Annotated in this window: 18 protein-coding genes; 13 read left to right on the top strand and 5 right to left on the bottom strand. The window is 65.1% G+C overall.

What is annotated here, in order from left to right; all coding sequences use genetic code 11:
* The first annotated feature begins 219 nt into the window (after positions 1-219).
* From typA to ACSE4D_RS00950, 3 genes are read left to right on the top strand one after another with little or no spacing between them, the layout of a single operon-like run.
* Positions 220-2,130: a translational GTPase TypA gene (typA, locus tag ACSE4D_RS00960; RefSeq protein ID WP_436326455.1), complete on the top strand. Its 1,911-nt coding sequence runs from the start codon at positions 220-222 to the stop codon at positions 2,128-2,130.
* Between the two features lie 46 nt (positions 2,131-2,176).
* The gene (locus ACSE4D_RS00955; protein WP_436326454.1) at positions 2,177-3,493 is read left to right on the top strand and encodes a PIG-L family deacetylase; all 1,317 of its coding nucleotides are present in this window, start codon (positions 2,177-2,179) and stop codon (positions 3,491-3,493) included.
* Between the two features lie 57 nt (positions 3,494-3,550).
* Entirely contained in the window at positions 3,551-5,308 is a 1,758-nt protein-coding gene (locus ACSE4D_RS00950) for a VanW family protein (protein ID WP_436326453.1), read from the top strand.
* A 64-nt stretch (positions 5,309-5,372) separates the two neighbouring features.
* Here the strand turns inward: ACSE4D_RS00950 and ACSE4D_RS00945 are convergent, their stop codons facing one another.
* Complete coding sequence (locus ACSE4D_RS00945; protein ID WP_436326452.1) at positions 5,373-6,458, bottom strand: N-acetyltransferase family protein; 1,086 nt, start codon at positions 6,456-6,458, stop codon at positions 5,373-5,375.
* Between the two features lie 191 nt (positions 6,459-6,649).
* On the opposite strand from ACSE4D_RS00945, the gene fdxA reads away from it, so the two are divergent.
* The 3 genes from fdxA to ACSE4D_RS00930 all read left to right on the top strand — a co-directional run bounded on the left by fdxA (position 6,650) and on the right by ACSE4D_RS00930 (position 9,662).
* Entirely contained in the window at positions 6,650-6,976 is a 327-nt protein-coding gene (gene fdxA, locus ACSE4D_RS00940) for a ferredoxin (protein ID WP_135538806.1), read from the top strand.
* A 3-nt stretch (positions 6,977-6,979) separates the two neighbouring features.
* Positions 6,980-8,101, top strand: a complete 1,122-nt coding sequence (dapC, locus tag ACSE4D_RS00935; protein WP_436326451.1) for a succinyldiaminopimelate transaminase — start codon at positions 6,980-6,982, stop codon at positions 8,099-8,101.
* Between the two features lie 277 nt (positions 8,102-8,378).
* The gene (locus tag ACSE4D_RS00930; RefSeq protein ID WP_135538802.1) at positions 8,379-9,662 is read left to right on the top strand and encodes a citrate synthase; all 1,284 of its coding nucleotides are present in this window, start codon (positions 8,379-8,381) and stop codon (positions 9,660-9,662) included.
* A 947-nt stretch (positions 9,663-10,609) separates the two neighbouring features.
* Here ACSE4D_RS00930 and dapD read toward each other — a convergent pair.
* A complete protein-coding gene (gene dapD / locus ACSE4D_RS00925; protein ID WP_436326450.1) occupies positions 10,610-11,554 on the bottom strand; it encodes a 2,3,4,5-tetrahydropyridine-2,6-dicarboxylate N-succinyltransferase in 945 nt (314 codons plus the stop codon).
* A gap of 42 nt (positions 11,555-11,596) precedes the next feature.
* Here dapD and dapE point away from each other — a divergent pair, with 42 nt between their 5' ends.
* The 6 genes from dapE (at position 11,597) to ACSE4D_RS00895 (ending at position 16,429) form a co-directional block, all read left to right on the top strand.
* The gene (gene dapE, locus ACSE4D_RS00920; protein ID WP_436326449.1) at positions 11,597-12,763 is read left to right on the top strand and encodes a succinyl-diaminopimelate desuccinylase; all 1,167 of its coding nucleotides are present in this window, start codon (positions 11,597-11,599) and stop codon (positions 12,761-12,763) included.
* Positions 12,764-12,768: 5 nt separating this feature from the next.
* Positions 12,769-13,587 (top strand): TIGR00730 family Rossman fold protein, encoded by an 819-nt coding sequence (locus tag ACSE4D_RS00915; protein ID WP_436326448.1) that lies wholly within the window; start codon positions 12,769-12,771, stop codon positions 13,585-13,587.
* A complete protein-coding gene (gene folP, locus ACSE4D_RS00910) occupies positions 13,584-14,483 on the top strand; it encodes a dihydropteroate synthase (protein WP_436326447.1) in 900 nt (299 codons plus the stop codon). Before ACSE4D_RS00915 ends, folP begins: the two co-directional genes overlap by 4 nt.
* 35 nt (positions 14,484-14,518) lie before the next feature.
* Positions 14,519-14,911 carry a DivIVA domain-containing protein gene (locus ACSE4D_RS00905; protein WP_436326446.1) on the top strand — a complete coding sequence of 131 codons (393 nt, stop codon included), beginning with the start codon at positions 14,519-14,521 and terminating at the stop codon, positions 14,909-14,911.
* Complete coding sequence (locus ACSE4D_RS00900; RefSeq protein ID WP_436326445.1) at positions 14,908-16,143, top strand: hypothetical protein; 1,236 nt, start codon at positions 14,908-14,910, stop codon at positions 16,141-16,143. Before ACSE4D_RS00905 ends, ACSE4D_RS00900 begins: the two co-directional genes overlap by 4 nt.
* Before the next feature lie 115 nt (positions 16,144-16,258).
* Entirely contained in the window at positions 16,259-16,429 is a 171-nt protein-coding gene (locus tag ACSE4D_RS00895) for a DUF3117 domain-containing protein (protein WP_135538791.1), read from the top strand.
* Between the two features lie 77 nt (positions 16,430-16,506).
* On the opposite strand, the gene ACSE4D_RS00890 is transcribed toward ACSE4D_RS00895, so the two are convergent.
* Together ACSE4D_RS00890 and ACSE4D_RS00885 are read right to left on the bottom strand one after the other, a co-directional pair.
* Positions 16,507-17,142 (bottom strand): O-methyltransferase, encoded by a 636-nt coding sequence (locus ACSE4D_RS00890; protein ID WP_135538789.1) that lies wholly within the window; start codon positions 17,140-17,142, stop codon positions 16,507-16,509.
* Between the two features lie 37 nt (positions 17,143-17,179).
* The gene (locus ACSE4D_RS00885) at positions 17,180-17,512 is read right to left on the bottom strand and encodes an MGMT family protein (RefSeq protein ID WP_135538788.1); all 333 of its coding nucleotides are present in this window, start codon (positions 17,510-17,512) and stop codon (positions 17,180-17,182) included.
* 82 nt (positions 17,513-17,594) lie between these two features.
* On the opposite strand from ACSE4D_RS00885, the gene ACSE4D_RS00880 reads away from it, so the two are divergent.
* Positions 17,595-18,047, top strand: coding sequence for a twin-arginine translocase TatA/TatE family subunit (locus ACSE4D_RS00880; RefSeq protein ID WP_135538786.1), 453 nt, complete (start codon positions 17,595-17,597; stop codon positions 18,045-18,047).
* A gap of 67 nt (positions 18,048-18,114) precedes the next feature.
* Here ACSE4D_RS00880 and ACSE4D_RS00875 read toward each other — a convergent pair whose 3' ends face one another.
* Positions 18,115-19,566, bottom strand: a complete 1,452-nt coding sequence (locus ACSE4D_RS00875; protein WP_436326444.1) for a polysaccharide deacetylase family protein — start codon at positions 19,564-19,566, stop codon at positions 18,115-18,117.
* Between the last annotated feature and the right edge of the window lie 10 nt (positions 19,567-19,576).

Below are 19,576 nucleotides of genomic sequence, written 5' to 3'. Positions count from 1 at the left end.
ATCGGGCACGCAGCATCCCGCTGTCTGCCGGCGAATGTGGTCGCAGAACCGAAGCAGATCGGCTCCTACTGTCGTCTGCCTTCGGGTCTGTGACCACATTTCGCATTCACGGTCGTGCCGAGTTCCGAACCCCCGGCTGTCAACGGTTGTGAGCGAGTGGCCGTATAATCGTCTGTTGGGTCCGGGCTGGACCGATCTCTCTATCTCAAAAGGTTCTTGATGACTGAAGCCATCACACGACGGGAAAACCGCCGCAATGTAGCAATCGTCGCACACGTCGACCACGGCAAGACCACGCTGGTCGATGCCATGCTCCGGCAGACCGGTGTGTTCAGCGAACACGGTGACTTCGCCGAACGCGTCATGGACTCAGGTGACCTCGAACGCGAGAAGGGCATCACGATTCTCGCGAAGAATACCTCGGTCCTCTACAACGGCCCTTCGGCCGGTGAGGACCCCATCGTCATCAACGTCATCGACACACCCGGCCACGCCGACTTCGGTGGCGAGGTCGAACGCGGACTGTCCATGGTCGACGGCGTCGTTCTCCTCGTCGATGCCTCGGAGGGCCCGCTGCCGCAGACGCGCTTCGTTCTGCGCAAGGCGCTGGCGGCGAAGCTGCCGGTGATCCTGCTCATCAACAAGACCGACCGTGCCGATGCCCGCATCGACGGAGTCGTCGAGGAAGCGCAGGACCTGCTTCTGGGGCTGGCCTCCGATCTCGCCGATGAGGTTCCCGACCTCGACGTCGACGCCGTTCTCGACGTGCCCGTGGTCTTCGCAGCCGCGAAGGCAGGTGCCGCCTCCCTCGAACAGCCCGCCGATGGAGAGGTTCCGGACAATCCTGACCTCGAGCCGTTGTTCAAGACCATCCTCGAGACGATCCCGGCCCCGGAGATCAACTCCGACGGTATCCTCCAGGCCCACGTGACGAACCTCGACGCTTCGCCGTTCCTCGGCCGTCTGGCTCTGCTGCGCATCTTCGGCGGCACGCTGAAGAAGGGCCAACAGGTGGCATGGGCCCGCGGCGACGACATCAGCTCGGTGAAGATCACCGAACTGCTCGAGACCCAGGGGCTCGACCGCGTCCCCGCCACGGAGGCCTCGGCCGGTGACATCGTTGCCGTGGCCGGCATCCCGGACATCATGATCGGCGACACGCTCACCGACATCAACGATCCGAAGCCGATGCCGGCGATCATCATCGACGATCCTGCGATCTCGATGACCGTGGGCATCAACACCTCGCCTCTGGCCGGCCGCGAGAAGGGGACGAAGGTCACCGCCCGCATGGTCAAGGACCGTCTCGACCAGGAGCTCGTCGGCAACGTCTCGCTCAAGGTCGTCCCGACCGAGCGCCCGGACGCGTGGGAGGTGCAGGGGCGCGGTGAACTCGCACTGGCCATCCTCGTCGAGCAGATGCGGCGCGAGGGCTTCGAACTCACCGTCGGCAAACCGCAGGTCGTGACCAAGCAGATCGATGGCAAACTCCACGAGCCCTTTGAGGAGCTCACGATCGACGTTCCGGAGGACTACCTCGGCGCCGTGACCCAGCTGCTCGCCGCACGCAAGGGTGTTATGGAGACCATGACCAACCACGGCACCGGTTGGGTGCGCATGGAATTCAAGGTTCCCGCGCGTGGGCTCATCGGATTCCGCACCCGTTTCCTCACCGAGACCCGCGGCACCGGCATCGCGAACACGATCTCCGCCGGATACGCCCCGTGGGCCGGCAACATCGAGTTCCGCATCAACGGCTCACTCGTCGCCGACCGCCCGGGTGTCGTCACCCCGTACGCGATGATCAACCTGCAGGACCGCGGATCCTTCTTCGTTGAACCCACCTCCGAGGTGTACGAGGGCCAGATCGTCGGCGAGAACTCCCGTGCCGACGATATGGACGTCAACATCACGAAGGAGAAGAAGCTGACGAACATGCGTTCGGCCTCGGCGGACACCTTCGAGAACCTCACCCCGCCGCGCAGGCTCACCTTGGAGGAGAGCCTCGAATTCGCCCGTGAGGACGAATGCGTCGAGGTCACTCCCGGTGCGATCCGCATCCGCAAGGTTGAGCTCGATCAGAAGGAACGTGCGAAGCTCTACGCCAAGCTGCGCCGCCAGAACGCCTGATCCAGCACACCGTATGACCTCGAGCACCCAGAGCACCCAGGAACACATGACCACCACGCCACGCGTCCTCCTCGTGCACGCTCATCCCGACGATGAGACGATCACGACGGGAGGCACAATCGCCGCGTTGGTCTCCGAGGGTGCCGAGGTCATGGTCCTCACCGCCACGCGCGGTGAGGGCGGCGAGGTGATCCCGGCCGAGCTCAAACACCTCGAAGGTGACCGTGCCGGTCTGGCGGAGGTCCGCGAACAGGAGATCGCCGAGGCGATGCGTGCCCTCGGGGTGCGCCTGCACACCTTCCTCGGCGGATCCACACGCGTCTTCGAGGACTCGGGGATGGAATGGGGCCCCGACGGTCATGCCCGTCCGGCCTCCGAGATGTCCGAGGATGCCCTGTGCGCGGCCGATGTCACGACCGTGGCACGGCACATCGCCGCGGTCATCGACGCCTTCTGCCCGCACGCGGTCATCACCTACGCCGCCAACGGCGGCTACGGCCACCCTGACCACGTCCGGGTCCACGAAGCGACGACGGCCGCGATCGACCTCGCCGAATGGCGGGTCGGTCGGCTGCTCTTTGTCGACACCCCCACCGATGTGGCCCGCCGAATCTTCGACCCCGCACAGGATGGATTCGCTGCCACCGGGTTCGCCGCCGCCGACTCGATCCCGGCCAAACCTCCGGTCGGTCAGATCGTCATCGGTCAGGATGTGTCCTCGGTGCTCCCGGCCAAACGCACAGCGTTGCAGGCCCACCGCACCCAGGTCAGCGTCTCCGATCGCTTCTTCGCCCTGTCGAACGGCGTCGGGCAGGCGATCGGCGATCACGAGTACTTCTCCATCGGTGCCGGAGCTGAGATTCCCGCCGAGGCGCTGCGTGAGGGTCCGGCTCCGCACGTGCTCACCGGTCTCGACCTCGCAGCGGTGGATGCCCAGGAACAGGGTGCGGCGCCGATGCGTCGTCGTCGGGAACCGCGCAGACCGGGGGTCTTCGCGTACCTGCACGCTGCCGTGCTCGCGGTGATCATCGCCTTGCTCGGTGCCATGCAGCATCTCAATGCCACGGTGGTCAACCTCGGCGATACTCCGCTCATTCTGCCGTGGGGCCTCGTGCTGTCTCTGCTGCTGGCCGCGGCGGGGCTGTGGCATCTGAAGACGATGTATCGCAGCAGCGCACCGATGCTCCTGGCAGCAGTGGTCATCGCCGTACTGTCCTACATTCTCGGACAGCCGAGCTGGCTGCCGGGCGCCGACATGATCGTCACCGGTATGCTGCGTTCCGTCGTCTGGCTGCTGGGACCGATGCTGCTGGCAGCGGTGTTCTCATTCATCAGCGTGCGCGGGCCGAGTCGAACTCGTTAGACTCGTTAGACTCGTCCGCACACAGCCGAACCAGTCGTTCGCGACATTCTCGGGAGAATGATGTCGACTCAGACCCTATCCGACGGAAACTCGCACCCCGGTCGGCGGCCGGCCGGTGATGACGCGCGGAAGAAGATCTGGCCCGTCGTCGTCCTGCTCAGCGTCGTCGTCCTTGCGGCGCTCTACATCATCATCGGATTCTTCAGCGGACGCGTGCTGGGATCGGGAACCACCGTCGCCGGCATCGACATCGGCGGCAAGAGCGCCACCGAAGCGGAGAACACTCTGCGCAACGATCTGCGCGAGAAGGCGGAGAAGACGATTGTGCTCCAAGCCGGGGAGCCGACGGCGAAACTCGATCCGACGAAGGCCGGCATCACCTTCGACGCCGAGGCGACGGTCGAGCGAGTCACGGGATTCTCCCTCGACCCCACCGTCATCTGGCACCGCCTGTTCGGGGAGGACAAGGTCGCCCCGGTCATCGACGTCGATGAGGAGAAGTTCGACTCCGCCACTGCGAAGGTCACCGAATCGCTTGCCGTCGAACCGACGAACGCGGAGCTGAGCTTTGAGAAGACCACTCCGAAGGTCAAGGACGGGAAGAACGGGCAGACTGTCGACTCCGCACAGGTGCGCACCGCGATCGACAAGCATTGGCTGCGCACGGATGGGGCTCTGCCCGTCGAACCGAGCGACGTGGAACCGGACATCACCACCGACGAGGCGCAGGAGACGGCCGATGGGTTCGCCGAGGATGCGGTGAGCGCAGACGTGACGATCACCGCGAAGCCCGGCAAGGGCGCGGACTCGTCCGTCAAGGGCGGTGAGCTCAGTGTCTCTCCGAAGATCATTGCGAAGACGCTGACATTCAAGGCGAAGGACTCGAAACTCGTTCCGGTCTTCGACCAGGACGAACTGCAGGAATCGGTGCTCGCCGCGAACAAGGACATCGGCAAACCGGCGAAGGATGCGAGCTACACGATCAAGGACGGAAAGCCGCAGGTCGTTCCCGCCGAGGACGGCATCGGGATCAAAGCGAAGGAACTGAGCGCCGCGGTCACCGATGCCATCAACGGCAAAGACGAGAACCCGACGGTCTCCCTGGCTTCGGTCAAACCCGACTTCACGACGAAGGACGCGGAGAAGGCGGACGTGTCCTCGACCGTCTCCCACTTCTCCACCGGGTACAGCTCGGAGCCCAACCGCGACACCAACCTGCGCGTGGCGTCGAAGAAGGTCTCGGGAACCGTGCTGCAACCGGGTGAGCAATTCTCCCTCAACGAGGCCCTTGGCCAGCGCACCGGCGCCAATGGGTACAAGCCCGCCGGTGTGATCTCGGACGGGCAGATGAAGGAGGATTACGGCGGGGGAGTCTCGCAGGTCTCGACGACTCTGTTCAATGCGGCGTTCTTCGCCGGATTCGACCTCGACGAGCACCAGGCCCACTCGCGCTACATCTCCCGCTACCCCGAGGGTCGGGAATCGACGCTCGACTGGTCCTCGATCGACCTGAAGTTCACGAACACCTCGAAGTCTCCAGTCGTCCTCGACATGTACCTCAAGGGCGGGGAAGTCCATGCGAAGGTCTTCGGCGTCAAGAAGTACGAGGTCTCGGCCGATGCCTCCGACCGGTTCAACCGCACTTCACCGGGATCCGTCACCGAGAGCGGTCCTTCCTGCACCCCGCAGGCCCCGAAGGGCGGATGGTCGATCAAGATCACCCGCACCCTCAAAGACATCAGCTCGGGACGGACGACGCAGGACGGGTTCACCACCGTCTACCGGCCGGTGAACAAGGTCGAGTGCAAAGACTGAACCCGACGCTGTTCGGCATCGTCTCCGCGTGTGTGCGGCTCGGCCGAGGTTCAGCTGGCCGAACTCAGCGCTGCTCGGCGTACCACGAACGATGACGGACGGTGGCTCCGAGCGAAGTGAAGAGGTTGATCGACGCTTCATTGCCGGCTTCGATATCGACGAGGTAAGACCGCACACCACGTTGAGCGAGCAGAGCTGCCGCCGCCCGCGCCACTGATCGCCCGGCACCTCGACGGCGCAGATCGGGGCGGGTGATGAGGTTCGTGACAACGCCCCATTTGCTGCGTTCCACGACACGGCAGGCGGCGACCATCGACCGGGAGCCGTCGGGATGCGCGGCGTAGGCGGTGACGAACTCACACGGCTGGTCGGCAGCGATGAGCGCACGGAAGGCTTCGGCCGAATCCGGAGCGTCGCCGGGACTGCGCTGACTCGTCCACGCCGCGAAATGTTCGGGAGTCGGCGCATCGGCAACGTCGATGAGCAGACCGGGGGCGGCCGCCTCGGCGGGGGAGGACGCACCTGCCGCGGCTTCCGCGGTGGCACCTGTGAGCAGGAGCACCGCCTCGGAGGGGGTGTAGCCGCGTGCCGAGAGCAGGGGAGCAAGCCCCTCGCATTCCGGTGCCAGCGCGGCCGAATCATCGGCCGAGTAGATCTGGATCCGACTGGGCTTCTCCCGCGTCCGATACCACTCCTCGACCGCGTCGAGGGCCTGTTCCCAGCCCAGGCCGGAATCGGACACGGGCAGGCAGCTGTTGGCCCGTCGCGTCGCGGACTCGGAATTGCGCAGCAGCCACCCCTTCTGGAGCAGGCTCATATCCGCGCCGGATTCGCTGCCCTCGTTGCGCAGGTTCTCCACATGCAGCCAGGACACATCCTGCGGCAGCCAGGCCGCGGCCGAAATTCGGCGGAGGTCGACGGCGGATACGATCTCATGAGTTCGGCCGGCTTTCGTCGGGGCCGGCGGCACCTCGTGCACGAGGAGGATCTGGGCTCGGGCAATGCGCAGCGGACCGCGCTTCGTGTCGATCTCGACACCCGCCTCGTCGGCATCGGTGATGACGCCGAGCGCATCAGAGGTCGAATGGGTGTCCCCGGGATCGAGCGCATACCGCACGACCACTCGTCTGCCGGGCTGCAGATCGTCCACTTCTCGCCTTCCTCCGCCGGATCTGTGCCCTCCCAGCCTAAGTCACCACGGCGGCCCGCCGCCGCAACGCATCACCGCCCGGGGCAGATGCAATGCGAATCACCCGAGACGGGTGGGCAAGGAGATCGGGCGAAGGCGTATTGTGGGACGTATATGCGCACCATCTGTGAGTCTTGCGAGGAGTCAGTCCAGTGACGTACATCATTGCCCAGCCCTGTGTCGATCTCAAAGACAAGGCGTGCATCGACGAATGCCCTGTCGACTGCATCTACGAGGGCGAACGCAGTCTCTACATCCACCCCGATGAGTGTGTCGACTGCGGTGCCTGTGAACCTGTCTGCCCCGTCGAGGCGATCTTCTACGAAGACGATGTCCCGGACGAATGGGAAGAGTACTACAAGGCGAACGTCGAATTCTTCGATGACCTCGGATCGCCCGGTGGTGCCGCGAAGCTCGGCAACACCCACAAGGATCATCCGATCATCTCCGCCCTTCCCCCGCAGAGCCACGACGTCTGAGCAATGGTGACCTCCTACGGACTTGAGCTGCCGGACTACCCTTGGGACCGGCTCACCGACTTCCGCCGCCGCGCGGCCGAACACTCCGATGGTGTGTGCGATCTGTCGATCGGCACGCCCGTCGATCCCACGCCTGAGGTGATCCGTCGGGCTCTGGCCGATGCGTCAGACGCCCACGGGTACCCGACGACGGCGGGAACCGCCGAGCTGCGCGAAGCGATCGCCTGGTGGTATGAGAACTGGCATTCCGTCCAGCTCGATCCCGCCACCGAGATCCTGCCGACGGTAGGCTCGAAGGAGCTCGTGGCCTGGCTGCCCACGCTGCTGGGTCTGCGACAGCGGGGGCTGGCCGTGGCCTGCCCGTCCGCGGCCTACCCGACCTACGAGATGGGGGCGACGATCGCGGGAGTCGAGTGTCGTCGCATCGACGCCGCCGACATCGTCGCCGGAGCTTCGCTCGAGGGCATCGGCTTGGTGTGGATCAACACCCCGAGCAACCCGACCGGGGAGGTGCTCGATGCCGACACCCTCGCCGAGGTGGTCCGCCGGGCTCGTGCAGCCGGAGTCATTCTCGCCTCCGACGAATGCTACGGACTGCTCAACTGGGAATCGGACGGACCGGCTCCCAGCGTGCTCTCGGTCGCGGGGGAGTCCCACGCGGGTGTGCTCAGCGTCTACTCGATGTCGAAGCAGTCGAATCTCGCCGGCTACCGTGCCGCGTTCGTCGCCGGTGACGGCGAGCTCATCGCCGACCTGACCCGTTCGCGCAAGCACGCGGGAATGATCGTGCCCTTCCCGGTCCAGGCGGCCATGATCGCCGGCCTGCGGGACACCGCACACGTGCTGGCTCAGAAAGAGGTCTATCGACAGCGGCGGGAACTGCTGCGTTCTGGACTCGTCGACTTCGGATTCCACATCGATCATTCGAGCGCGGGACTCTACCTGTGGTCGACGGCGGGGAAGAGCTGCTGGGACTCACTGGCCGATCTCGCTGAGCTGGGCATCGTTGCCGGACCGGGCGAATTCTATGGTGAGGCAGCTGATGACCATGTGCGGATCGCGTTGACGGCCACCGATGAGCGCATCTCGGCCGCAGCCGAGCGGCTTCGTCAGGCAGCGGCCTAGCCGAGCGGATCGGTCGGGCGTGCGGACTCTGCGCTGGGCGCATCCCTGTGCTGGGTCCGATCAGGAAGGAACCCTTGAATTCTAAGCTTCTGCCAAGTGTCCGCAGAGGCTGCATTCAGGACGAAAAATCTCGTATTTGTCGAGATCAACAGTATTACTGACGAGTAGATGCAGGGTGAACTGATTTTCTCATTCCTGCACTTGTCGGTAGTCTTTGAAGGAACTGTGCAAGACACCTCAGGAAGTTCTTGGGGTACGTCAACGGTGAGGAGATCGAATGACTTCGGAGGCGAACCTCAGGATCGCTGATACGGAGCTGACGCTGCCCGAGGTGTCGGCGTCAGCGGGCAACAACGGATACCGTATCGGCTCTCTGCTGAAAGAGACCGGCTCGGTGACCTACGATCCAGGGTTTGCCAACACTGCATCCACCTCGTCGTCGATCACCTTCATCGATGGTGACGAAGGTGTGCTGCAGTACCGCGGCTATCCGATCGAACAGCTCGCTGAACAGTCGAACTTCGTCGAAGTCTGCTACCTCCTCATCTACGGTGAGCTGCCGACGCAGGAACAGTACGATGCCTTCGACGCCCGCCTGCGCGGACACACGATCGTGCATGAGGATCTGCGCCGGTTCTTCCGCGCTTTCCCCTACGATGCGCATCCGATGCCTATGGTTGCAGCGGCGGTCGCGGCTTTGTCGACGTTCTACCAAGATGACCTCGATGTCTTTGACGAAGATCAGATCGATACCTCATCATTCCGCCTGCTCGCGAAGATGCCGACCATCGCGGCTCTCGCTCATCGGAAGAACATGGGCCTGCCGGTCATCCACCCGGACAATTCGCTGAGCCTGGTCGAAAACTTTCTGCGCGTGAACTTCGGTGTTCCCGCCGAGGAGTACGAACCGGACCCGCTGGCTGTGAAGGCCATGGATCAGCTGTTCATCCTCCACGCCGATCACGAGCAGAACTGCTCAACGTCGACCGTGCGTCTTGTCGGCTCGTCCCAGGCCAACGTCTTCCAGTCGATTTCGGCCGGCGTCAACGCCCTGGCCGGCCCGCTGCACGGGGGAGCGAACTCCGCAGTGCTCGAGATGCTGCAGAACATCGCCGCCTCGGACGACGGTCCGAAGAAGTTCATGGAGCGGGTGAAGAACAAGGAAGACGGTGTGCGTCTCATGGGCTTCGGACACCGCGTGTACAAGAACTACGACCCGCGAGCAAAGATCATCAAGAAGACCGCTGATGAGGTGCTCGCTCGTTCCGGTGGCGATCCGCTGCTCGAGCTCGCTCAGCAGCTCGAGGAGATCGCGCTGGCCGACGACTACTTCGTCGAGCGCAAGCTCTACCCGAACGTCGACTTCTACACGGGCCTCATCTACAAGGCTCTGGGATTCCCGACGAACATGTTCACTGTGCTCTTCTCCGTCGGTCGTCTGCCCGGTTGGATCGCTCAGTGGCGCGAAATGATCAAGGATCCCGAGACGAAGATCGGCCGCCCGCGCCAGATCTACACGGGTGCGCACTCCCGCGACTACAAGGAGATCAGCGACCGCTGAGTCGACTGAGACAGCGTCAAGCGGCGCCGACAGCGTCAAGCGGCGCCGGAGCAGATTTCTCTGCCCGGCGCCGTTGCGCATTCACCGACTTCGGCCGCACCTCACCGCCGTGCCCCGGCGGCCCCGCCGAGCGCTGCTGCCGCACCCCGGAAACCTCGCTCCGCACCCCGCTTCCCGCCGCTGCCGCACCCTGGGAATCTCTCTCCGCACCGCCTCACCCCGGCAGCCTCGCACTTGGGCTAGGCATCTGCCGCCTAAAGGGAAGCGGCCCTCACCGTTTCCGCTGCTTTGTACCGCTAGCCGTTTCATCTACAGCTGGCGACTGCATCCATCACCGGTAGCTTCACACCGCCCTGTAGGACCACGGTGGTGTGCGGCTAGCGGTGGGTGATGCTTGAAACCCGGTCCGAAATTGCCTCGGCGCGGTCCACTCTCTTCGCGAATGGGTCGTGGGTATCGGCCCGGTGTCCTCGTGGACGGGGCTGGAGTAGGACCGCTGAGTCGGAGGATTGTACAGCGCTGGAAGCCCCTCCGGCAGCTGCTGACGCTTCCCATCACAGGCATCCGTCACCGTTAGCCGCACAACGCCCTGCAGGACCACGGGGTTGTGATGATTGCTGTTGGAATTGGCGGAGACGGTGAGTGGTGACTGCAGGGGTGAGGGGTGCTGCCGGGGGCGATGCTGCGGGTACCGGATGCTTGGGGATCTGCTCGTTGACGCGAGTGATTGTGCGAGTGAATGCGGCGAGGGCGCGCTCACTTCATGTGAACGCGCCCTCGTCAGGCGGTCGCCTCGGCCGAAACCCCACGTCAGGCGGTCGTCTCGGCCGAAACCCCAAGTCAGGCGGTCGCCTCGGACCGAAACGTCAGTGGTCAGATGGACTGTCGGCCGCAGATGCCGGCAGCCGACCGCGGAACCTCAAACACCGCCGAGGCTCAGCCAGCGATCAGTGCAGGTCGGGGTTGAGCTCGATGCCCTTGGAATCACGAGCGATGGCCTCGACGGCACCGGAGACCGAATTGCGGCGGAAGAGGATGTTGTTCTTGCCGCTGAGCTCGCCGGCCTTGACCACCGCGCCGTCCTCACCGGGGACCGTCACACGTGTGCCGGCGGTGATGTAGAGGCCGGCTTCGACGATGCAGTCATCTCCGATCGAGATGCCGACACCGGCGTTGGCACCCAAGAGGCTGCCCGAACCGATCGAGATTCGATGCGTGCCGCCTCCGGAGAGCGTGCCCATGATCGACGCGCCGCCACCGATGTCCGAGCCGTCGCCGACGACAACGCCCTGGGAGATGCGTCCCTCGACCATGGCCGAACCGAGCGTGCCGGCGTTGAAGTTCACGAAGCCCTCGTGCATGACGGTGGTGCCGGGGGCCAAATGGGCGCCGAGGCGGACACGGTCGGCATCGGCGATGCGCACACCGGAGGGAATGACGAAGTCGGTCATGCGGGGGAACTTGTCGAGTCCGTAGACGGCGACGGGACCGCGAGCGAGCAGCTTCGCGCGGGTGGCCTCGAACTCATCGGGGGAGCAGGCGCCGAACGACGTCCACACGACGTTGGCGATGTGCCCGAAGACCCCGTCGAGGTTGACGTCGTTGGGCGTCACCAGTCGTTGGGACAGGGCGTGCAGACGCAGGTAGGCATCCGCCGCCGAGGCGGGGCCTGCGTCGAGATCGATCGTGGTGGTGACGACTTCGGCGCGGGTGCCGCGAGCGTCGTCGGTGCCCACGAGGGCGTCGAGACCGTCGTCGGCGGCGCGGGCGGTGGCGGCCGCCTCGGCGGATTCGGGGGTATCAGCCGTGCTCAGGGTGGGATACCAGACGGAGAGGACGATGTCGGAATGGATCGTGGCAAGTCCACGTGCGGATACGATGCGTTCTGTCATGCCTTAAGCCTAGACGGTGGGGGCAGTACTAGGCTAAGGGACATGACTGTCGATCCATCTGCTGAGACCGAGTCCATCTTCGCACCCACGACTGAGCTCGGTGAGTACCTGTTCGCCGCCCTCGGCGACCCGGCCGAACTCACCGGCCGCCTCTGCGCGGTCGAATCCGTCTCCGGCAACGAAACCGTGTTGGCCGACGCCGTCGTCGAGGTGCTCGAACGCATCAGCGGCGGCCCGGGACCGGAACTCGAGATCCTTCGCGACGGAGATACGGTCGTCGCCCGCACCAGCCTGGGCCGGGCCGAACGGATCGTCGTCGCCGGACACCTCGACACCGTTCCCGTCGAAGACAACCTGCCGCCGGTGAGGACCACGATGACCGGGGCGGACTACCCCACGGACGAAGTGATCTGGGGACGCGGATCCTGCGATATGAAGGCCGGAGTCGCCATGCAGCTGTCCACGGCCGCCGCCCTTGAGGACCCGAGCCGCGACGTCAGCTGGGTCTTCTACGACCATGAGGAAGTCGACGCCTCACTCAACGGTCTCGGCCGGGTCGCGCGCACTCATCCGGACTGGTTGACAGGCGATTTCGCGATCCTCGGCGAACCCTCGAATGCGTCGGTCGAAGGCGGCTGCAACGGCACCATCCGCGTCGACGTCACCACCACCGGGGTGCGCGCGCATTCGGCGCGCGCGTTCATGGGCGTCAACGCCATCCATGCCGCTGCGCAGGTGCTCTCCCGTTTGGCCGAACATGAGACGGAGACCGTCACGGTCGACGGGCTCGACTACCGCGAATCCCTGTCCGCGGTGAACATCAGCGGAGGTGTGGCCGGCAACGTCGTTCCCGACGAATGCGTCGTGTCCGTGAACTACCGGTTCGCCCCGAGCAGGTCCGCCGCGGAAGCCGAAGCGTTCCTGCGCGAGTTCTTCACCGGTTTCGACGTCGTCGTCACCGACGCTGCCGAGGGTGCCCGGCCCGGCCTCGACCGGCCCATTGCGCAGGACTTCATCGACACACTCGGCCTGTCGCCGGCGCCGAAGCTGGGGTGGACCGACGTGTCGCGGTTCAGTGCGCTCGGGGTCCCGGCGGTGAATTTCGGTCCCGGGAACCCGTTGTATGCCCACAAGTCCGACGAGCATGTCAGAGTCGCCGAGGTGGAGCAGGCCACCCGGACCCTGCTCAGCTACCTCGAAGGCCGGTGAACACGGTGAACGACAGAGGCGAATCCGCTGACTACGGCGCCGTCCCGAGCGGTGACGGCCTTGCCCCGAGCGGTGACGGCCCCGCCCCGAGCGACAGGCAGCCCGAGTACTACAGCAAGGGCCCGCTGCGTCTGCGCGGGGACCAGGTGCCGGAGACGACGACGGACCAGCGTCTGCTCGAAGCGGGGACGAGTGCGGAGTGGGTGCACGAAGACCCGTGGCGGGTGATGCGCATCCAAGCCGAATTCGTCGAAGGCTTCAGCTCCCTGGCCGAGGTCGGACCGGCCGTCGCGATCTTCGGCTCAGCCCGGCTCCACGCCGACACTCAGGCGTATGCGGACACTCGTGAGATCGCCCGCCGGCTGGCCGAATCCGGCAACGCCGTCATCACCGGCGGGGGACCGGGCATCATGGAGGCAGGCAACCTCGGCGCCGTCGACGGCGGAGGAGTGTCGATCGGCCTGGGCATCGAACTGCCCTTCGAATCGGGCCTGAACGACCACGTCGAGCTCGGCGTGCACTTCCGCTACTTCTTCGTCCGCAAAACGATGTTCCTCAAATACTCCCGCGGCTTCGTCGTCATGCCCGGCGGCTTCGGCACCCTCGACGAACTCTTCGAAGCCTTCACCATGGTCCAGACAGGAAAGGTGACGTCATTCCCGATCGTCCTCTTCGGCACCGCCTACTGGCAGGGTCTCGTCGACTGGATGCGCGATAGCCCGCTCGCCAACGGCACGATCAGCGACAAGGATCTGTCCCTCTTCACCCTCACCGACGATATCGACGAGGCCGTGGCCACGATCGAAGCGGGAAGCGCATCGTGAAAGACCGCACCGATGCTGCCGCGGAGATTTCCCGCTTCGACCTCAGTCAGGCCCGGGCAGGGGCGCCGGCGATCATGGCGGTGATCAATCGCACGACCGATTCGTTCTACGAATCCGCCGCCACCCTTGACGAGGCGATCACCGCGGTTGCCGCGGCCGCCGACGACGGTGCGCACATCGTCGACATCGGGGGAGTGCGTGCGGGGAGGGGCCGGGAGATCTCCGTCGCCGAGGAGATCGACCGCGTGTGCCCAACGATCGAGGCCGTGGCCCGAGCCCACCCGCACGTGCTCATCAGCGTCGACACCTGGCGCCACGAAGTCGCCGAAGCGGCCTGCCGGGCCGGCGCCGGTCTTCTCAACGACACGTGGGCCGGGGTCGATCCGCAGGTGGCCGAGGTGGCTTCCCGGAACAAGGTCGGTCTCGTCTGCTCCCACACCGGGGGATTGGATCCCCGCACCGATGCACACCGCAATCGGTACGGCCTCCATGCCGGGGAGATCGTCGACGCAGCATTGGCCGGAGTCATCGACCTCGCCGAGGCGGCCCGTACCGCCGGTGTCCCCGACGAGAAGATCATCATCGACCCCACCCCGGACTTCGGGAAGAACACCTATCATTCGCTGCGTCTGCTGCGGGAGCTCGACCGTTTCACCGCGACCGGACTTCCGGTGCTGCTGGCGATCTCCCGGAAGGACTTCGTCGGCGAAGCCATCGGCGATGTCGCGCCCGAGGACCGGCTGCACGGAACCATCGCAGCAACTGCGCTGGCTGTCGAGAAGGGAGCGGCGATGATCCGGACCCATGATGTCCGCGCCACCGCCGACGCCATCGATGTGACCCTGGCGATCACCGGTGAAGTCGTGCCGAGACACACCGTTCGCGGCCTGCGCTGAGAGTTCGCCACCGGGGTCTGTGCGAAAATGGGCGCATGCCTTTGTGGATTGTGATCGGTGTCGCGGCCGCGATCTTCGTCCTCGTGATCGTCATCGCGGCCAGCTTCAACGTCTTCGCCGCCGAAACCGGTGATGAGGCGCAGGAACGGTGGACCGGCCTGCCCGAAGGATTCACCAGTGCGGATCTCGACACGGTGAGTTTCAGGCCCGCACTGCGGGGATACCGGATGGAAGACGTCGACGAGGCCATGCAGATCCTGCAGCACCGCCTGCGCGTCCTCGAGTCCGCGACCGATGTGAGCGCCCAGACGCCAGTCGACTCTGCAGCCGCGGGCTCCGCCGAGCCCGAAACTACCACCCCCTCTGCACCCCCTGTCCCCGCCGACACCGCGAATGAGGCACCGGAAACGGCTGCCGAACCACGATGAGCCGTCCTTCCGACCTGCCCGGAATCACCCTCGCCCCCGAAGTCTTCGACTCGTCCCGACTCTCCCGCCTCGGCGCACTGTTCATCGTGCTGCCCGTGTGGCTGCAGGCCGTGGCTGTGTACTTCGTCTCCCGCGTCGTGAGCCTGTCGATCTTCGCCTCAGTCCTCAAATGGCAGGATCCGGCGAACTGGTCATCATCGCCGGTGACGACGACCCTCAATGACTTCCTCAACTTCTGGGACGGCGGCTGGTACGCCCGCGTCGCCGAGGAAGGCTACCCGCACGTCCTGCCCGTCGACGACAGCGGCGCGGTCGCCGAGAACCAGTGGGCCTTCTACCCGCTGCACCCCTCGGTCGTCGGCACCCTGTCCGACCTCACCGGGGTCAGCTACGCAGTCCTGTCTCCGATCGTGTCCACTGTGGCCGCCGGGTTGGCGGCCGTCGTCATCCTCCACCTCTTCCGCAAATACGTTGATCCCGGCCAGGCGCTCATGGGACTGGCGCTGGTGATGTTCTTCCCATCGGCACCGATCCTCTCCACCGGCTACGCCGAATCCCTGACACTGCTGCTGCAGGCGATGGTTCTGTTCCTCCTCGTCGAACGCCGGTACCTGACAGCGCTGCCGGTCGTCGTCCTCATGGACCTGTCCCGACCGGTCGGAGTGGCGTTCTCGTTCTTCATGCTCCTCCACCTCATCGACCGGTTCGTCCACCGTCGCCAGGACCCCTATCCCACCGCCGAGGTGGTCCGATCCTGGACCCTGGGTGTGCTGTCATGTGCGGCCGCCCTCATCCATCCGCTCCACGCGTGGTGGGCGACGGGGTCGCTGACCGCCTACACCGACACCGAGGCGGCCTGGCACACCGGAGAGACGACATTCGTCGTCCAATGGGTGGCGCAGTCGATCAACCTCATCGGACCCCTGGGCCCGGTTCTGCTCATCATCGTCGTCGCGGGAATGCTCGCCCTGATCTTCTCTCCGGCCGGAGCGCGCATGGGGCGGACGCTGCAGCTGTTCTGCCTCGGCTACGGCATCTACCTGCTCATCTTCTTCAACCCGCAGACCTCGACTCTGCGACTGCTGCTGCCGCTGTTCCCCTTGGCGCTGACACTGGCTCTGGTGCGCTCACGCGGTTACCGGGCCGCGCTGCTCGTCGCATATATCCTGTTCCAGATCATCTGGGTGGCCTACCTGTGGCACTTCACCCCGCCGGCGGATCTGCCGCCGTGAACGATCGTTTATGAGAAAGTTACCCGGATCGTCCGGATCATGGAATAATCGAAGTACAACATTCGGTACACCTGGTGTGAACCGTCTTTGCATGACAACGGAAGGAAGAGCCCACATGGCAGCCCAGAAACCCCGCACCGGCGACGGACCTCTGGAAGTGACCGAAGAAGGCCGAAGCATGGTGATGCGGCTTCCTGTCGAAGGCGGAGGACGTCTGGTGATCGAGCTCAGCAGAGACGAAGCCACAGGACTGCACGACACTCTGGCAGAGACTCTGGGGCTCTGAGCATCCGGCCGCTGAAGCGGCCGGACAGAACCGCACGAACAGCAGAGACTTCTCGGAAGTCTCTGCTGTTGTCGCATTCACCTGCTCTTCTGCAGCAGCAGCAGTCCTTGGCCGATGGGCAACAGTACCCGGTCGAGGTCTTCCTGCTGGGCGAGGCGGTTGAGCATTCCGCGAGCCGCTTGGGTCCGCGGGCTGCGGTCGACGGGGTCGGCGACAGCGCCCTTGAGCATCGTCTGGTGGATGACGAGGAGACCGTGCGCGTCGAGCAGACGCAGCGATGGCTGGATCATGCGCTCGAGGTTGCTCGGCTCAGAGTCGATGAAGACCATGTCATAAGCGGCCGGAGCGAGTTTCTTGAGCACCTCTTCGGCCCGTCCGCTCATCAGCCGCAGGCGGCCCGGGCGAATTCCCGCCATATCGACGAGGTCGCGGGCGGCACCTTGTGCTGTGGAGTTCGTGTCGATGGAGGTCAGTATGCCGGCGGTGGGCATACCGCGCAGCAGAGCCAGAGTCGAGGTGCCCACTCCTGTTCCGACTTCGACGGCGGCGACCGGGGTGAGGAGTCGGGCGAGGAGCGTCAGCGTCTTCGCCGTCGTCTGGGACACCGGCGCAAGACCGAATTCGTGAGAGTGGGTCCGGGCGGCATCGAGCAGGGGATCGGGGCCGTTGTACTGTTCGGAGAAGGTGAGATCACCTGCAATTTCACGTGACAATCGGCCCCCTCCTTTCCGTTGCTGAGTCCTCCCAAGTCTAACCGCATTCGGGCTCGATTCCGTGAGTGCGCCACAGCTCATCGAGCTCATCGACGTCGAGGAACGCACTCCGGTCGACCCGGGCATGGGAATGCGGAGTGCCTTCATCGGCCCAGTGGCTGCGGGCGCGGGCGAAGATCTCCGGCGGCAGGACTCCCGCGGCGTTGATCACCCTCCACCATGTGACGTTCGAGCCGAATTCCCTCATCACCCGCCCGACATAGCGGGGCGAGCAGCCGGCGACGGCACCCACGGTTCCGTAGGCGACGACACGGGCTTCGGGGACGAGTTCGACGATGCGCAGCACGCGCTCGACCGCTATCTCATCCATCGACGCTCCCGGCACCCGGCGCTCGTCGAACCTGTGCTGACCATGAGTCGATGCTACAGCCGTCCACGGTAGACTGGGTGACATGTTCATGGGTATCAACGGCACCGAAATGGTGATCCTGGTCGTTGTGGCCTTGGTCGTGATCGGACCCAAGCGCCTGCCCGAATACGCAGAGAAGCTGCGTGACTTCGTCCGCCAGATGCGGCGGATGGCCGAGGGAGCGAAGGACAGCGTCCGTCGTGACTTCGGGGACGACTTCAACGACGTGGATTGGCAGAAGCTCGATCCGCGTCAGTACGACCCCCGTCGCATCGTCCGAGAGGCCCTCGTCGAAGAGGATGCTGCGATCCGCGAATCCAAACGGCGGGATCCGCTCGAGGCTCCCGCCGTCGACGCTGCGGATCCGGCGACTGCGGCGGAAAGCTCCGGCACCGAGGCGACTGTGCGGGAGAAGTCACCGATCGAACGGTTCCAAGCCCAGGTCGACCTGCGAGACCGATCCGCGGCCGCCCCGTTCGACTCCGAAGCCACCTGAAGGATCAGGACCCCTTTCGGTTCGCCGGGACGAAAGCGGAGGCGGGTTCGAGCGGAGAGCTCGACTGTCAGTTCTTCTGCACCGATGGGTGCTCGGGGTTCGAACACAGCGGATCGGCGTAGCCGCGGCAGAAGTAGGACCCGGCCTTCTCCCAGGGGATTCCGGCGAAGAGCTCGCGTACGGTCACCGCATACAACCCCTTGTCCGCGACGGTCGCGTACACGGCCGGTGCGGCTTTGGCGGTAGAGGGGTGGATGGAGTGCATGAGCACGACCGAACCGGGACCAGCCTGTGCCTTCACCGCCTTGACGATCTTCTTCGGATCCCTGTGCTGCCAGTCGCCGGTGTCGACGTCCCAGATGATCGACGGCACACCCACGACGTGGGCGGACCGTTTGTCGAGTGCACCATAGGGCGGGCGGACCAGCGGATCAGTGTCGCCACCGACCGAGTTCAGTGACTTCCGGGTCCGGCGGATCTCCCTACGGACCTTCGCGGAGGGGATCTGGCTGAGTCGCGGATGCCGATAGGTGTGGTTGTCGACTTCGTGACCGTCGGCGATGACTGTGCGAGCCACTTCGGGGAAGTCGTCGATGTTCTTGCCGAGGAAGAAGTAGGTTACGCGGATGTCGGCCTCGGCGGCGGCATCGAGGATGGCCTGTTCGGTCGCGGCCTCTCCCGGACCGTCGTCATAGGTCAGTGCTACGCAGGGCAGCAGTGCGCAGGAGTAGTCGGGAGTCCGCTGGTCGGCAGGCTGGACCAGCTTCAGCGGGGTGTGCAGCTCGTCGGCGACCTGTGTCCCCAGCGGTGTGAGTTCCGCATCCGAAACCGGTCTGCCCTCGATGGTCAGCCTCCCGAGTTCATCGCCGGAGATGGTCGCAGGGTCCACTGCGGCGGTGAAGAGTCTGCGCGCATCGATCGTGGTCTCGGCGTCGAGGTCGGTGAGCAGCACCGCGGTGTGCGGCTGCGGGGAATGCTGTTCGACGGTGGTCACGAGGTAGCGGCCCCCTCCGACGAGGACTGAGTTGTCGATGTCGAGCGAGTCCGGATCGGGTGCCTGTCTGCCGGGGCCGGGAGTCGCATCCTGAGATTCCGGTGCAGGTTCTCCTGAGGCAGTCCGCAGCGGAGCGAATGTCGCCGTCGGCCACCGGTGGACCGGTGAGGTCAGCGGGGGAGAGAACTCAGCTCTGCCGTCGAACCCGCCCGCGTTCTCGATCATCGTCGACAGCCGAGACTCGACGGCTGAGTTCAACGAGGGTGCCCCGGGCACGCCGAAGACATGGATATTCAGCCGCGGGCTTCGCTTTTCGGCGATGATCGCGTAGCTGCGCATCGATTTGGTCACCAGGGCGCGGTTCTCAGCCGCCGTGGTCCGATGCTCCTGTGCGGTCAGGTCCTTCGCGCCCGGCGGGGGGTGACGATTCGCGGTGACGACGGCACCGGGCAGGAGGATGAAGAGGCTGAGCGCGAGTGCACAGGAGAACAGTGTGTAGACGAGAGCGTCTCCACGGACGGGCAACCGCACTGTC

The organism is Brevibacterium sp. FAM 27836, assembly GCF_051351055.1.
GTDB lineage: Bacteria > Actinomycetota > Actinomycetes > Actinomycetales > Brevibacteriaceae > Brevibacterium.
The sequence above is the reverse complement of the archived record's forward strand: the minus strand, read 5'-3'. Positions and strand labels throughout refer to the sequence as shown.